This window comes from Lactobacillus sp. HMSC08B12, from assembly GCF_001808415.1.
GTDB classification, from domain to species: domain Bacteria; phylum Bacillota; class Bacilli; order Lactobacillales; family Lactobacillaceae; genus Lactobacillus; species Lactobacillus delbrueckii.
The window spans coordinates 1-15,213 of record NZ_KV793162.1; the positions used below are offsets into that span (position 1 = coordinate 1).

Consider the following 15,213-nt stretch of genomic DNA (forward strand, 5'->3'; position numbering starts at 1 on the left):
GATCGCGGGTTCAAATCCCGCATGGACCGTCACTGAGAAGCAGGTATCCACCTGCTTCTTTTTTGTCTTTGCATTTGTTTTTTCTTTCTGTCTTATTCTTTTCTTTCTAAATTTTCTTGACTGCTTATTTTACTTTAGAAACAATCTATTTTCTTTTTGCTAATTACTTGCCAATTTGTCTTTGGTGTACTAGAATAAATAGTACAGTAGAGACAGCTAGAAAGGAGCGAGCTAGTGGACTTTATTGACTATTTGGACAGCCGGCCGATTTACCAGCAGATCGCGGACAGGTACAAGCAGCTGATTCTGACCGGAGTCATGCTGCCAGATGAGCAGCTGCCGTCTGTGCGGAAGTTGGCCATGGAATTGTCGACTAACCCTAATACAGTGCAGAAGGCATACGCCGCGCTGGAACGGGAGGGATACGTTTACAGCGTCAAGGGCCGGGGGAATTTCGTCCGGGCCAATGAAACGCTGAAGAGCAAGCAAAAAGAAGAGCTGAAAGGGAAAATGATTGATTTAATTAAGGAGATTCAAGCAGTAGGCCTGGATCCACAGGAATTATTTGCTGAGGCCATGGAGGAGGCGGCAGAAGATGATCGAGATTGATGCACTAAGCAAGGATTATGGGCAGACAGAGGCCATTAAGAACCTTAACCTGACCATTGAAGAAGACCGGGTCTTTGGCTTGATCGGGACCAACGGGGCCGGCAAGAGCACCCTCTTGCGGATGATCGCCGGCATCCTGCGGCCGACTTCTGGGCATATCACTATTGATGGCTTGCCAGTTTATGACAATCCAGCCGCAAAGAAAAAGTTTTGCTTCATTCCAGATGACCCCTACTTCTTCCCAAATGCCACAGCGGAGTCTATGGCCAGGGATTACGCGGCGGTTTACCAGGACTTTGACCAAGAACGTTTTGCCAGGCTGCTGGCGGACTTTCGCTTAGAGCCAAAGCGCCGCATACACGACTATTCTAAGGGCATGAAGCGGCAATTGGCGATCCTGCTAGGATTATGTACTAACACCAAGTACCTGCTCTTAGACGAAGTTTTTGACGGCTTAGACCCGGTTATGCGGCAGAGCATGAAGAGCCTTTTTGCCGAAGACATGGACCGGCGGCAATTGACTCCAATCATTGCCTCTCACAACTTGCGGGAATTGGAAGATATTTGTGACCACATCGGTTTCCTGCACAGCGGCGGTCTGCTTTTATCAGAAGACTTGGTCGACATGAAACTGGAAATCCAGAAGCTGCAGTGCGTCTTTAAGGAAGACCGGGACATGGAGGAAGTCCTGGGCAAGCTGAAGCTGGTTGACCACAGCAGCCGGGGCCGCCTGCACACTTTGGTCGTGCGGGGGAGCCGGAGCGAAGTCGAGGCGGTCTTTGACCATGTGCCGATGACCTTCTTCGAAATCCTGCCGTTGACCTTGGAAGAAATCTTTATTGCAGAAGCGGAGGCAGTTGGCTATGACACGCGCAAACTTATCCTTAAATAAACACGGTCTGCCGCAAAAAGAAATCCTGCGGCACCGGAAAGTACCTGTAGTCTTGGCGATCTTGGTCATGGCCATGTTCTATATCGTTGGGCCGATTCTGGTTTTGATCAGCAACAAAGATGTTGAGACGGCTTCCTTGCTGCATGACGCCCGGACATATTATATTTTTCAAAATACGAGCATGTCGGCTGCGATGGCCGGGATCTTCGGCATCTACCTGGCCTTTGAAGGCTTTCGCTTCTTGCACGTGCCGCGGCAAGTGGACTATTACGAGAGCCAGCCGGTCAGCCGCAAGACCCGCTTCATCGGAATTACGGTCAACAGCTTGCTTATTTATAGCTTGCTTTACTTGCTCTTTTTCCTGGCCGGAATGCTGATCTTGGCTGCAGGTGGGGCTAATTTCCTGGCTGACGGTGAGGTCTGGCGGGGCTTTCTGGCTGACCTCTTTGCCTTTTCAGCCTGGTACGCTATCGCCTCTTTGAGCATGATGATCACAGGTAATACCTTTGTGGCTGGCTTAGCCACGATCTTTTTCTCCTGCTTTGAATTTGGCTTGATTTTTCTGAATTCAATCTTCTATTCCACCTTGGCAACTACGGCTGGCTATGACAATCATGATTGGCTGGCATACACCAATCCTTCAACTCAGGTTTATAACTCAAATCACTGGCTGGGGATCGGGATTAACCTGCTTTGGACCGTCCTTTACCTGGCCTTAGCCTACTGGGCTTACCAGAAACGGGCTAATGAAAAGGCAGGCAGAGCTGTGGCTTTTGCCCGGATTGAACAGGTGGTTAAGATCATCGTGGTTGTCTACTTCGCGGCAATTGGCGGGATCATTGGCTACACGATGATCGGCTTAAACTTTGCTTGCGGCATTATTGGTGCCCTGATCATTGGTTTAATAACTGCCAGCTTGATGGAAATCATCTACAAGTTTGACCTGGCTGCCTGGAAGCATAATTTTGTCCAGAGCTTGCTGTTAACCGTGGCGGGTTTAGCAATTTTGGCCGGCATGGTTTGGGGGGCCAAGCGCTATGATGATTGGCTGCCTGCAAGCAAGCAAGTAGCCAGTGTGGCAATTTCGCGGGATGACGGCATCTATACCAACTATTACATGGGTAAAAAATCAGCTAAAGGTGACGCCAGCGATTATGCCGCGAAATACATGTATTTGCCGGTAAACAGTGACCTCATAAATCTGGTTAAAGCCGGCAGCAAATTTACTCAGAACCGGTCCCATGAACGGGAAGATTCAGTCCAGATGCGCTTCGTCTTCAGAATGAAGAATGGCCGCGTCAAGACCAGGGTCTATGATGTGGATAGAAAGACGCTGAAGAAATACTTTGAACCAATCAGCAAGACCAAGGCTTACAAGCAGGCTTACTTCCAGATCTACCACGACCAGATGATTATGGACAATCTGGATAGCGTGTCCTTTACCTACACAAATGGCAAGGAAACGATCAAGCGCCAGGACAGCCAGCTTTACAAGGACTTCCGGGCAGCCTACAAGCAAGACTTAGCCAAGTGGGACTACCAGCAGGCCAGCCTGCAGAAGCCGATTGGCCAAGTCGCGGTTTCCTGGACGCGGGCAAATGGCAAGCGGGCTAAGATCTACTATCCGGTTTACAGCAACTACAGTCAGACAATTGCTTTCTTAAAGAAAAACAAATTGTATTCCGCAAAGAAAGTTAAATTGGAGTATCAACAGCCCTTAGATTTTTATCTTGAAGATCAATTCGGTTAAAGGGTGAAAATCAGCCTAATTTGCTTAATAGCTTTACTTTTCCGGCTATTCTCTCTATTATTAAAATAATTATAGATCAATGTTGCTTTAATTATTTAGGAGGACAGATGGCGAAAAGACACGAAAACGCGGACGGAACGCTCCGGTCCTTATCGAACCGGCATGTCCAGATGATTGCCATCGGGGGCACGATCGGGACTGGTCTCTTCTTAGGGGCCGGCAGCACGATCTCGGCCACCGGACCGTCAGTCATTTTGATTTATGCATTCATGGGGGTCTTTTTCTTCTTCATGCTGCGGGCATTGGGAGAAATGTTTTACTCAGACCCCAACCACCATACCTTCGTCTCATTTATTACTAAATACCTGGGGCCAGCAGCCGGCAACTTCGCCGGCTGGTCCTACTGGATCGGCCTGCTCTTTGCCTGTATGGCTGAACTTACAGCGGTCGGGACCTACTTCCAGTACTGGTTCCCGCACGCGCCTCTTTGGCTGGTTGAGCTGATCTTCCTAGGAGCCTTGACCCTGATGAACTTGACGGCAGCCCGCCTCTTTGGGGAAACGGAATTCTGGTTTGCCATGATCAAGATCATCGCTATTATCTCCATGATCTTGACCGGGGTCTTCCTGGTGGCAACCCATGTTAAAACCCCGGTTGGCTATGCTTCTTTAACCAGCCTGACCAAGAACTTCAAGCTGGCGCCAAATGGCACTTACGCCTTCTTTACCGCCTTCCCGATGGTCTTCTTCTCCTTTGCCGGGATTGAATTCGTGACTATCACGATCGGGGAAGCTGAAGATCCCCACCAGGTGATCAAAAAGGCGGTCAACGAGACCTTGTTGAGAATCTTGATCTTCTACATCGGGACTTTGACCGTGATCATGTGCGTGGTTCCCTGGCGGTCAGTGTCTGCCTCAAGCAGTCCTTTCGTCCAGGTCTTCCAGTTAGCCGGCTTCACTACCGCGGCTTCAGTTCTGAACTTCGTGGTTTTGACCAGCGCGGCTTCAGCCTTGAACTCAACCATCTTCTCAGCTGGCCGGCACTTCTTCCAATTAGCGCAAGAAGCTAAAAAGGGAAGCTGGCTGAAAGAAAAATTTGCCAAGATTGCGCCAAACGGGGTACCGGCAAGAGGGATCGCGATCTCAGTTTTATTCGCCCTGATCGCGCCAATTCTCAGCTTCTCTAACACGGCAATTGAGGCTTTCAGCATGGTCGCCGGGGCCACCAGTGACATCTTAATCCTGGTTTACGTCCTGGCCCTGCTGGCTCACCGGAAGTACCGCAAGTCCAGTGACTTTATGGAAGATGGCTTCAAGATGCCTTTTTACCAGGTAACCAGTCCATTGACGATTGCCTTCTTCCTGGTCATCTTCTTCAGCCTCTTCTTCGTTAAGGCGGACATCTTTGGGGCCAGCCTGGCCACGGCCTGGGCCGTCTTCTTTGGGAGTTTCTGTTACTTCCACCAGCGGGTTAAGGACAAGCGGGCCGGAAAATAAAAGTAAATAAATCATACAGTCATGACCGAGTCATGGCTGTTTTTTATGCGTAATGTTAGGTTTTCTCCAAAAATACCGGGAAAAACAAGGGAGAAAAGCTAGACATTTTTGTAAAAGTCGAACACTTTCCTTGACTTTGCCTAGTAAAGAGAGTATCTTAAATAGATATTAAAAATTAAAAACGATTGAAAGGCGGAAATCGGATGGCATATAATAAGATGTTGGTTCTGCAGACAGACTTTGGTTTAGTAGATGGGGCGGTCAGCGCCATGCACGGGGTGGCCCACACGGTTGCCAGTGACATCCAGGTCTCTGACTTAACTCATGAAATCCCACCTTACGACATTTGGAACGCCTCTTACCGGCTTTACCAAACCATCAAGTACTGGCCAGCAGACACGGTCTTCGTCTCTGTCGTTGACCCAGGCGTTGGCTCAGCCCGCCGGTCAATCGCCGTCAAGACCAATTCCGGTCACTACGTCATCACCCCAGACAACGGGACTTTGACCCATATCTACAAGTATGAAGGGGTTGAAGCCGTCCGGGTGATCGATGAAAACAAGAACCGCCTGCCGCACTCCCAGGAAAGCAACACCTTCCATGGTCGGGACGTTTACGCTTATAACGGGGCCATGCTGGCCAGCGGGCAGGTTGCTTTTGAAGAATTAGGCGAAGATGTCCCAGTTGACAGCCTGGTGACTCTGCCGGTGATCGAGCCCCGCCTGCAAGGCAACACGGCCGTCGGCACCATCGACGTTTTGGACGTCCGCTTTGGTTCTTTATGGACCAACATTCCGCTGGAAATGGTCAAAGAGCTGTCCATCGACCGGGGCGACAGCCTGCTGGTCACCATCTTGCATCAGAACGTGGCCGTCTACCAGGAACACATCCCTTTCGTGCGGTCATTCGCGGAAGTCAACCTGGGCCAGCCACTCGTCTACATCAACTCCCTGGTCAACATCGGGATTGCCCTCAACCAGGAATCCTTCGCCGCTGTCCACCACATCGGCACCGGGACCGATTGGCAGGTCAAGATCAGCAAGGTTAACAAGTAAAAAAGGAATTGGAGAGATTTTTTATGAATAAGTATATGTGGAAGTTAAGCCCTAAGAACATCGCTGCCTTGGGGATCGGGTCAGCCGTTTTCGTGATTGTCGGCCGTTTTGCCTCAATCCCAAGCGGTCTGCCAAACACCAACTTTGAACTGGTTTACGCCTTCCTGGCCATGATTGCCATGATCTACGGGCCAACTGTCGGCTTCGGGGTCGGCTTCATCGGCCACGTCCTCTTGGACTTGATGATGTACGGGCAGACCTGGTGGAACTGGAACTTCGCGGCCGGCTTCCTGGGCTTCTTCATCGGCCTCTACGCTTTGCGCGTCAACATAGACCAAGGTGAATTCAGCGCTAAGGAAATGGTGATCTTTAATGTGGTGCAGGTCGTGGCCAACGCTATTGTCTGGTTCCTCTTGGGGGCCGTGGGCGACATGGTCTTGAACAGCGAACCAGCGGCTAAGGTCTTTGCCCAAGCCGGCCTGACTACCTTGATGGATGGTTTGACCATCGCGGTTTTGGGTACCATCCTGCTCAAGCTTTACGCCGGCAGCCGGGTCAAGAAGGGCAGTTTGCATAAGGATTAAGGAATTAATATATGACAAGTCTGATTCAGTTTAGAGATTTTTCTTTTCAGTACGACAGCCAGCAGGAGCCAACCCTCCACAATATCAATTTGACGATTGAGCAGGGGGAAAAAGTATTGCTGGCCGGGCCCTCAGGGTCTGGCAAGTCAACCCTGGGCAAGTGCTTGAACGGATTGATTCCCAACCTGGATAAAGGGACGATCACAGGCCAGTGCTTGATTGATGGCAAGGACATCAGTCAGACTGGCCTGTTTGACTTATCTTTTACCACTTCAACCATTCTCCAGGATACGGATGCCCAGTTTATCGGCCTGACGGTCGGGGAAGACATCGCTTTTTCCCTGGAAAATGACTGCGTGCCCCAGGACAAAATGAAGCAGGTGGTAGACCGCTGGGCCAAGGAGCTGGATTTGGGCGATTTGCTCAAGCAGGCTCCCCAGAGCTTGTCGGGTGGACAGAAGCAGCGGGTGGCCCTGGCTGGGGTCTTGGTTGACGAGTCCCCGATCCTGCTCTTTGACGAACCCCTGGCCAACCTGGACCCGGCCTCTGGCTACAAGACCATGCGCCTCATCGACCAGATGCAGAAGAAGTTCAGGGCCACGGTCATCATCATCGAGCACCGCCTGGAAGAAGTCCTGGCTGAGGAAGTAGACCGGATCGTCCTGGTTGATGATGGCCGGATTTTAGCTGACCAAAAGCCGGATGACCTGCTCAAGGCTGACCGCCTGGAGGCTGTCGGGGTCAGAAATCCTCTTTACCTGGACACCATGAAGACGGCTGGGATTGATTTGAATAAGCTTGAAAAGCTGACCCCGCTGGAAGCTTTGCCGGTTGAGAGGGATGCCAAAGACAAGCTTTTGGCCTGGCAAAACAGCTACCAGTTGCCGGCAGAAAAGGCAGCTGGTAAGGAGCTCTTGACCTTGAAAAATGTTGGCTTTGCCTACAGCGCCGACCAAAAATACCCTTTAAAGGACGTTAATACCGTCATCAAGGAAGGGGACTTCATCTCCATCGTCGGGCAAAACGGGGCGGGGAAGACCACCCTCTGCCGCTTGATCTGCGGCTTTTTGCAAAACACGGGCGAGATTGCCTGGCAAGGCGAGGACATGGCCGGCTTGTCCATCAAGGAGCGGGCGGACAAGATCGGCTACGTGATGCAGGATCCCAACCAGATGATCAGCCAGACCATGATATTTGACGAAGTAGCCCTGGGCTTGCGCTTGCGGAAAGTACCAGAAGACGAGGTCAAGGAAAGGGTGGGCAAGGTTCTTAAGATCTGCGGCCTCTACCCATTCAGAAACTGGCCGGTTTCCGCCCTCAGCTTTGGGCAAAAGAAGCGGGTCACGATCGCGGCGATTTTGGTCCTGGAACCGGACTTGTTGATTCTGGATGAACCAACAGCTGGCCAGGACTGGAAGACCTACACGGAAATCATGTCCTTCTTGCAGAAATTAAATGCAGCTGGCAAGACGATCATAATCATCACCCATGACATGCACTTGATGATGGAATACACTGACCGGTCACTTGTTTTTGCCAAGGGACGTTTGATTGCCGACACCACGCCGGTTGCGCTCTTGACTGATGAAAAGCTGGTCGAGCAGGCTTCTTTGCGGCAGGTCAGCCTCTTTGACCTGGCCCAGCATTACGGCTTGCCAGATCCGGAGGGCTTTGCCTGCAAGTTCGCGGCTTATGAACGGGAAAGATTGGGGGAAAACGCTAATGAATGATGCAGTTTTAGGCTATACGCCGGGGAAGACCTTTGTCCACCGCTTGAGCGCGACCACCAAGCTTTTGTTCTTAATTATTACTTCGGTGGCCTGCATGGTGACTTATGACACCCGCTTTTTACTGATCATGTGCCTTTTGTCCCTGGTCTTGTTCAAGGTTTCCCAGGTCAAGTGGGGGCAGGTGTCAGTTGTGGTCAACTTGATCATAATTTTCGCGGTCTTGAACTTGATCTTGGTTTATGTCTTTCAGCCCAGCTACGGGGCGGACCTCTATGGCAGCAAGCACGTCCTGCTGGGCAGTGGCTTTTTTGCTTTAACGGCTGAGGAGACTTTTTACCTCTTCAACTTGCTGCTCAAGTATATCTGTGCCGTGCCGATTACAATCTTGTTCTTATTGACGACCAATCCCAGCCAGTTTGCTTCCAGTCTGAACCAGATTGGGATCAGCTACCGCTTCTCTTATGCCTTTTCCCTGGCCCTGCGCTATATTCCAGACATCCAGGAAAGCTACTGGGAGATTTCCCATGCCCAGCAGGCCCGGGGGAATGAGATTTCCAAGAAGGCCAAGCTGGCTGACCGGGCCAAGGGGACGGTCAATATCGTCATGCCTTTGATTCTGTCCAGTTTAGACCGGATCACGGTGATCTCCACGGCCATGGAACTGCGCCGGTTTGGCTCCAAGAAGAAGCGGACCTGGTACACTTCCCAAAAGCTTAAAGCCAGCGACTGGCTGAGCTTGGGGGTGGCAGTTTTGCTGGTTCTCTTGATGCTCTACTTCTGGCATCTGAACCAGGGCCGCTTTTACAACCCTTTTAAGTAGAAGATAAATTTCAGGACTCGTTTGAGTCCTTTTTATCTGTCAAAAATTAACTTAAAAACAGAGAGTAAGTGAAAAGGTTACTGAACTGCTAAAAGGCCTTTTACCGTGTCTTTTTTAGTGAAAAAAGGAGAATACAGGCAAGCAAATCTGTTTTTTATCGGCGAAAAAGCTGGAAAAATCGCCTTTTAACTTTTGTGACAGAAATCGCTATCTTTTGTAAAAGTGGAAAAGATATATAAAATAATTTATTCACAATAACAAAAGGCGGTTATCGCTTACATCGCTAATAAGGCAAAACATAAGGGAAAAGCAGCTTCTTGTGTCATTAAGAAAGGGGGATTTTACCCTCTTTTCTTTTTTCTAAATGTTGTTATAGTAGTAATTGAGAAATTGATCACAAGAAACAAGCAAGAAGCAGGAGACGAGAGAATGCCTAAGCAAAGCACCACAGAAGTGGAAAAGTCAGTTCGAACTGAAGACGAAATCTACCACAATATCGATATTTTGGTTAATAAATCACATGAAGCCTTAGCCCAGATGGACGACTTCAGCCAGGAAGACGTGGACAAGCTTTGTCAAGTCATTGAAAAAGTCGGTGAAGACAATGCCCGCTACTTGGCCCAAATGGCAGTTGACGAAACTGGCCGGGGCAAGGTCGAAGACAAGGTGACCAAGAACACCTATGCTGCCCAGACTATCTGGGAAAGCATGAAGGATATGAAGACGGTCGGGGTGATCGAAGAAGACAAGCAGGAAGGCTTGATGAAGATTGCTGAACCGATCGGGGTCATCGCCGGGGTAACGCCAGTCACCAACCCGACTTCCACGGTTATCTTCAAGGCTATGATCGCCATGAAGAGCAAGAACACCATCATCTTCGGCTTCCACCCGCAAGCCCAAAAATGCTGCGTGGAAACAGCCAAGCTGATTAAGGAAGCCACGGTTGCCGCCGGGGCACCGGAAAACTGGATCCAATGGATCGAACACCCAAGCCTCACGGCCACGACGGCTTTGATGAACAACCCAAAGGTGCAGATAGTCTTGGCCACTGGCGGCCCAGGCATGGTCAAGGCCGCCTACTCAACTGGCAAGCCGGCTCTGGGCGTGGGCCCAGGCAACGGCCCGTCCTACATCGAAAAGACAGCGGACATTGAACAGTCAGTTAACGACATCGTCTTGTCCAAGACTTTTGACAACGGGATGATCTGTGCCTCAGAAAACTCCGTTGTCGTTGACAAGGAGGTCTATGACCAAGTCAAGGAAGCCTTCTTAAAGCGCCACTGCTACTTCTTAAAGGCTGACGAAATCAAGCTCTTTGAAGAACACTTCATCGACCCCCGCCGGGGGACAGTCGCTGGCCCGATGGCCGGCAAGAGCGCGGTCAAGATCGCTGAAATGTGCGGGGTGACCGTGCCTGCCGACACCCAAGTCATCGTGGCTGAATACAGCGGGGTTGGCCCGAAGTACCCATTGTCAGCTGAAAAGCTGTCCCCGGTCTTCACCCTCTACAAGGCGGAAAACAGTGCCCAGGCCTTCAAGATCTGCACCGACCTCTTGAACTACGGCGGCCGGGGCCACACTGCCGGCATCCACACCCAAAACAGCAAGGTTATCCGCAAGTTTGCCTTCGCCATGTCTGCCTGCCGTATCCTGGTCAACAGCCCGGCTGCCCTTGGCGGGATCGGCGGGGTCTACAACAACATGATGCCATCCTTGACCCTGGGAACCGGCTCATACGGGGCTAACTCAGTTTCTCACAACATCACCGCCAAGGACCTCTTGAACATCAAGACCGTGGCCATGAGAAGAAAGCCAATCTTATAAAAAATACCGTCATTAAAAAGCAAGAATCCATGTCTTAAATTAGCTAAGCTGAGGCCATCGCCTTGGCTTTTTATTTCTTCTTTTTTGTAAGAAAAAAACTCAAAAAATACTGAAAAAGTGCTAAAATAGAAAGCAAAGTTACAAGCCGGAGGGAAATCACATGCAAAAATCATGGTCAGTCAAAAGAACCACCGTCGTCGCCGTTTTGATGGCGATGAACGTTGCCTTGTCTTCATTCAGTATCCCTGTCCCAGGCGGCCACCTCTACTTCAACGACGTGGTCATCATCGCCGCGGCCTTGCTGCTGTACCCATCAGAGGCCTTCGTGGTCGGCGGAGTAGGGGCCTTCTTGGGCGACTTCCTTTTCTACCCGGCACCCATGTTCGTCAGCCTCTTCTCCCACGGCTTTGAAGCCTTGATCATCTCTTACTTTGCCCACAAGTTTGCTGGCGAGCAAAAGAAGGTCATCTTGGGCATCTTTATCGGCGCCGCCGTGATGGTAACTGGCTACACTTTAGGCCGGGCCTTTATTTACGCGACCCCGGCCATCTCCCTGGTCAAGTTTCCTTTTGAATGCCTGCAGGCAGCCGTTGGGGCGGGCTTAGGCTACAACCTGGTCTACCATGCCGGCATCGAAAAGCAGTTCCAACACCGCTTGCGGTAAACAGGGAGAAAAAAGAAATACAGAAAGCACTGCAAGCAAAAATCCACCCAGATGGGTGGATTTTTTAATGCTCATTCAGTTAAATAGAAGGCTAATTATAGCGCGAAGGCCCGCCGCTGATCTGGTTGCGGACATTGTCCTTGCTCTGGTAGAGCATGCGGTCGGCTTCCCGGATCATTTCGTAGACCTCGTCTGGGGTCTGAGCCTGGCCATAGACATAGCCGGCAGAAATATGGATGTCAAACTTCAAGTCCAGAATCTTGACCTGTTTCAAGTATTCCCGGACCTTTTGGTCATTCCTGCGCAGCCGGTCCAGGAGCGGAAGGCACTGTTGCAGTAGACCAGCTTGGCCTGCTGGCTTTGGACGATGAAGATGGAATTAGGCCGGGGATTCTCAAAGTTGTTGTCCAGCCGGTCCCGGGTTTCCAAGTAGGGATCCAGGACGTTGATGTGGTTGAAGCCAGAGAAAAGGGCTCTTTCTTCAACGCTTTCAAAGTTATCTCTTTCCTGGCTCAGTTCTTCTTCCGGCATTTCTTTAGCCAAAAGCCGCCCCTGAGTCAGCATGGCCTGGTCCTCAACCCCCTGACGACCGGGACGATCTTGAGCAGGCGGGACATGTTGATGACGGAACCCAGGATGATCTTGGCCCTTTGCCGGTTGGTATTGAAGCTGCGGACGTCGACTTTAAGATAGTCGAAATTGTATTCCAGCAGGGTTTCCGTTGACAAGTCGTTGTTTTCCCCGCCATAGCGGTCCAGGCAGATCCTGAATCCTTGTTTCCGCAAGTTGGCCGCCGCGTCCTTCAGCCGCTGCTGGTCAACCGCGACTGGTTGGGCCAGCAGGTCAAACTGGATCATGTTGTGGGGGATCTGGTATTTCTGGGTGATCCCGAGAACTTGGTCGATGAAACTGTCGATGTTGAAGTTGCTAGGCGAGAGGTTGATGGATACCGGAATGGTTGGCAGGTTGTCGGCCCGTCTTTGGTTCAGCAGCTGGCAGACATGGTCTAAGACATGGAGGTCCAGCTGGTAGACCAGGCCGCTTCTTTCCAGAACTGGGATAAAGCGGCTGGCCTTTAAAGCCGGCTCGCCTGGTTCCTGCCAGCGGGAGACGGCTTCAAAGTTGCAGATTTTCTTAGAATAGAGGTTGAAAATCGGCTGGTAGTAGACCTTGAGCCAGTTCTGGCTGAGGGCTTCTTCAAAGTGGCCCATCAAGTAGTCCTGCATCTCAAAGGGCTTCTTGACGGATGTGTTGTAGACCTGGTAAGCCTTGTCGACGGCGCTGGTGGCTGGTTCCATTTCCTTGACCTGGTAGACGCCGGCTCTGACGGTCGTGACCTTGTCAGCGGAAAAAACCGCGACTTTCTTCTGGATCTCCGGCAGCAGCTTCTTGAGCTGGCTGGGAGCAGTGATGGTCAAGATGGAGTTGTCGACATAGCGCAGGGTCAGCCCTTCCTGGAAACTGGCCCGGATGATTTCCCCGCACTTCTTGATAAGCTGGTTCCCCTGCAAGAAGCCAAAGTGGTCGTTGTAAGAGTGCAGGGAGGAGATGTCGAAGTAGATAACGTCAACTTGCCCGGCCCGCTTTAAGAGCTTTCTTAAAAAGTCATCCCCGAACTTGCTAAAGTAGCTGACATTGGGCATGCCCGTCAGCAGGTCCATGTTGGGGGATTCACTTTGCTTCTTGGTCTGCTGGCTCTGGTCTTGCCCAGGTCAAAGTAGGTAACCAGCAAAAGGATTGTGCCGTCCTCAGTCTTGATCCGCTTTGAGTGGGCAAAAAGGGTGTGGTATTCGCCCTTGATGGACAGGCGGTAGGTCAAGTGGCATTGGGGATATTTGACAGCTGAAGCTGAAAAAGTTGCCAGGCGGACAACGTCAGCCGGGTAGACCCGGCCAAAGCTGTGGTGGTTGAGGTATTCCAGCATGGACTCCCGGTCAGAGCCAACCATCTTGCAGTATTCGTCAGAAGCCAGCAAGGCATGGTACTCCCCGTCGATGACCTGCATAACTAAAAGCGGCAGGGGTGTTTTCTCATATAGGGCGCGTTCTTGATCGGTAAATTGGTAAAGGGCTTCTGCCATAGTTATTCCTTAATTGATTGAAGGATAATCAAGTGGGTTATTATCAGCTTAAGTTAATAGTTATTTTCTAATAAATAAGTGCTTATGATGCAAAAATTTTGTTTCCCCAAAATCCAAAAAATAGATCAATAGAATGATTTTTTGATTTGATAGAAATTATATTATGATCTAGTGGCTTTGCCTAGCTAATTCATTAAAAAAGCCTAGAAAAAGGAAAGGAATATGAAAATAGAGCAAGAACACTTTCTTGGGAGTGAAAAAGCATGAAAGAAGAAAGAAAATTAACCTGGGAAGAGCATTTGGCAGCCTTAACGTCCTACTTGGATGAAAAAGGCATTGACCTGGCCTATGTGGCAGAGCCAGTGGACATTGCCTACCTGACGGGCTACAGCAGCTGGACGGAGGAACGGGTCTTCGCCCTGCTGGTATCCAGAACAGGCCAGGCCCTCTTGCTGGCTCCGGCGATCAATGAAGGAGAAGTCAAGCAGACTTCTTGGGCGGACCGGGCCTGCTTTTACCAAGACGGGGAGAATCCTTGGGAGAAGGCAAAAAAGAGAATGACCGCCTGGCCAAAAGGATTTTGGGCCCTGGAAGCGCGGGCAGTGACCCTCAGCCACTACCGGGCGATTAAGGAAGTTTTCCCGGAAGCAAATTTGGCAGCAGACATTTCTACCTGGCTGGCCAGACAACGGATGATCAAGTCGCCGGCGGAAATTGAAAAGCTGCAGGCGGCTGGCAGGCTGGCTGACCAGGCCCTGGACTTGGCTTTTGCCCTTTTAAAAGCGGGGCAGGGGATGAGTGAAAGCGAGCTGGCCCTTGAACTGGACTACCAGCTGAAGAAAAAGGGGATGGGGGACTTGAGCTTTCCATTGATTGTCCAGGCCGGGGAAAGCGCGGCCAGTATCAGCGGCCTGCCCAGCCAAAAGGGGGTTCAAGCCGGGGACATAGTGATTTTTGACTTGGGGATCATGAAGGACGGCTATGCTTCAGATGTCAGCAGGACGGTGGCCCTGGGCGAAATCAGCCCGGCAAAGTGGGAAATCTATGAGACGGTCCGGCTAGCCCAGGAAACGGCCGCTAGGGCGGCCAGACCAGGGATGACGGCAGGTGAGCTGGACCAGGTGGCCCGTGGGGTTATCGAAGAAGCGGGCTACGGGCAGTACTTTACCCACCGCTTGGGTCACGGGATTGGGATGCAGGTCCATGAGCCGGTGAATCTGGAGCCGGGAAGCAAGCAGAAGCTGGAAGCAGGGATGTGCTTTTCCATTGAACCGGGGATCTATTTGCCGGGTGTTGGCGGCGTCAGAATCGAGGACTGCGGCTGGCTGGGTGAAGACGGCTTCCACCCCTTTACCAAGACCAGGAAAGATTTGTTGCTTTTGTGAGGAAACAGTTAAAAAGTGAGCTATTTGGTCATACCCAAACACTTTTTGTGTTTGAGCATGGCCTTTTTTCTTTCAAAAAGAAAGAGCAAGCAAACAAATCTCTAATTTATACGGACTGTATATTGCAATGAAAGGCTCTGAAAAAATTTGGCGATAAGTAGGCGATCACCTTGAATGACAGAAGCTTAAAAAACCGAAATTTACGAAATTTAATTGACAATACAATGAGAAATGCTGCTATTTTAAATATGTTTTTAACCTAAAAGGTAAGGGGTGTGCTAGTGAGGTGAAAAATGGGTTCAGTATAAATTCTTGTGTAAATAC

14 protein-coding genes and 1 pseudogene are annotated in these 15,213 nt (G+C 50.6%); 11 read left to right on the top strand and 4 right to left on the bottom strand.

Annotation, left to right across the window (positions count from 1 at the left end):
* Positions 1–234 precede the first annotated feature (234 nt).
* The 10 genes and pseudogenes from HMPREF3168_RS05390 to HMPREF3168_RS05435 all read left to right on the top strand — a co-directional run bounded on the left by HMPREF3168_RS05390 (position 235) and on the right by HMPREF3168_RS05435 (position 11,424).
* The gene (locus HMPREF3168_RS05390; RefSeq protein ID WP_003611829.1) at positions 235–609 is read left to right on the top strand and encodes a GntR family transcriptional regulator; all 375 of its coding nucleotides are present in this window, start codon (positions 235–237) and stop codon (positions 607–609) included.
* Positions 596–1,501 (top strand): ABC transporter ATP-binding protein, encoded by a 906-nt coding sequence (locus tag HMPREF3168_RS05395; protein WP_035162560.1) that lies wholly within the window; start codon positions 596–598, stop codon positions 1,499–1,501. The genes HMPREF3168_RS05390 and HMPREF3168_RS05395 overlap by 14 nt, the downstream gene beginning before the upstream one ends.
* Positions 1,473–3,251, top strand: coding sequence for a DUF6449 domain-containing protein (locus HMPREF3168_RS05400; RefSeq protein WP_035162562.1), 1,779 nt, complete (start codon positions 1,473–1,475; stop codon positions 3,249–3,251). Before HMPREF3168_RS05395 ends, HMPREF3168_RS05400 begins: the two co-directional genes overlap by 29 nt.
* Positions 3,252–3,358: 107 nt before the next feature.
* Complete coding sequence (locus HMPREF3168_RS05405; RefSeq protein WP_070488892.1) at positions 3,359–4,747, top strand: amino acid permease; 1,389 nt, start codon at positions 3,359–3,361, stop codon at positions 4,745–4,747.
* 203 nt (positions 4,748–4,950) lie between these two features.
* On the top strand, positions 4,951–5,802 hold the full coding sequence (locus HMPREF3168_RS05410) for an SAM hydrolase/SAM-dependent halogenase family protein (RefSeq protein ID WP_002876384.1): 852 nt from the start codon (positions 4,951–4,953) through the stop codon (positions 5,800–5,802).
* Between the two features lie 23 nt (positions 5,803–5,825).
* Entirely contained in the window at positions 5,826–6,386 is a 561-nt protein-coding gene (locus tag HMPREF3168_RS05415) for an ECF-type riboflavin transporter substrate-binding protein (protein WP_035162566.1), read from the top strand.
* A gap of 11 nt (positions 6,387–6,397) precedes the next feature.
* Positions 6,398–8,116, top strand: coding sequence for an ABC transporter ATP-binding protein (locus HMPREF3168_RS05420; RefSeq protein ID WP_035172424.1), 1,719 nt, complete (start codon positions 6,398–6,400; stop codon positions 8,114–8,116).
* Entirely contained in the window at positions 8,109–8,936 is an 828-nt protein-coding gene (locus tag HMPREF3168_RS05425) for an energy-coupling factor transporter transmembrane component T family protein (protein WP_016396785.1), read from the top strand. Before HMPREF3168_RS05420 ends, HMPREF3168_RS05425 begins: the two co-directional genes overlap by 8 nt.
* A gap of 429 nt (positions 8,937–9,365) precedes the next feature.
* Positions 9,366–10,745: pseudogene (locus HMPREF3168_RS05430) on the top strand (aldehyde dehydrogenase family protein); the annotation flags it as partial.
* A gap of 175 nt (positions 10,746–10,920) precedes the next feature.
* Positions 10,921–11,424, top strand: a complete 504-nt coding sequence (locus HMPREF3168_RS05435; protein ID WP_070488895.1) for an ECF transporter S component — start codon at positions 10,921–10,923, stop codon at positions 11,422–11,424.
* Between the two features lie 91 nt (positions 11,425–11,515).
* Here the strand turns inward: HMPREF3168_RS05435 and HMPREF3168_RS05440 are convergent, their stop codons facing one another.
* From HMPREF3168_RS05440 to HMPREF3168_RS05455, 4 genes are read right to left on the bottom strand one after another with little or no spacing between them, the layout of a single operon-like run.
* Complete coding sequence (locus tag HMPREF3168_RS05440) at positions 11,516–11,698, bottom strand: GGDEF domain-containing protein (protein ID WP_003615832.1); 183 nt, start codon at positions 11,696–11,698, stop codon at positions 11,516–11,518.
* Positions 11,695–11,988: a hypothetical protein gene (locus HMPREF3168_RS10675; protein ID WP_013440020.1), complete on the bottom strand. Its 294-nt coding sequence runs from the start codon at positions 11,986–11,988 to the stop codon at positions 11,695–11,697. The genes HMPREF3168_RS05440 and HMPREF3168_RS10675 overlap by 4 nt, the downstream gene beginning before the upstream one ends.
* A complete protein-coding gene (locus HMPREF3168_RS10680) occupies positions 11,982–13,085 on the bottom strand; it encodes a GGDEF domain-containing protein (protein ID WP_051975806.1) in 1,104 nt (367 codons plus the stop codon). Before HMPREF3168_RS10680 ends, HMPREF3168_RS10675 begins: the two co-directional genes overlap by 7 nt.
* Positions 13,073–13,504, bottom strand: a complete 432-nt coding sequence (locus tag HMPREF3168_RS05455; protein ID WP_016396782.1) for a hypothetical protein — start codon at positions 13,502–13,504, stop codon at positions 13,073–13,075. Before HMPREF3168_RS05455 ends, HMPREF3168_RS10680 begins: the two co-directional genes overlap by 13 nt.
* 263 nt (positions 13,505–13,767) lie before the next feature.
* On the opposite strand from HMPREF3168_RS05455, the gene HMPREF3168_RS05460 reads away from it, so the two are divergent.
* Complete coding sequence (locus HMPREF3168_RS05460; RefSeq protein ID WP_003621850.1) at positions 13,768–14,889, top strand: aminopeptidase P family protein; 1,122 nt, start codon at positions 13,768–13,770, stop codon at positions 14,887–14,889.
* The last annotated feature ends 324 nt before the right edge of the window (positions 14,890–15,213 follow it).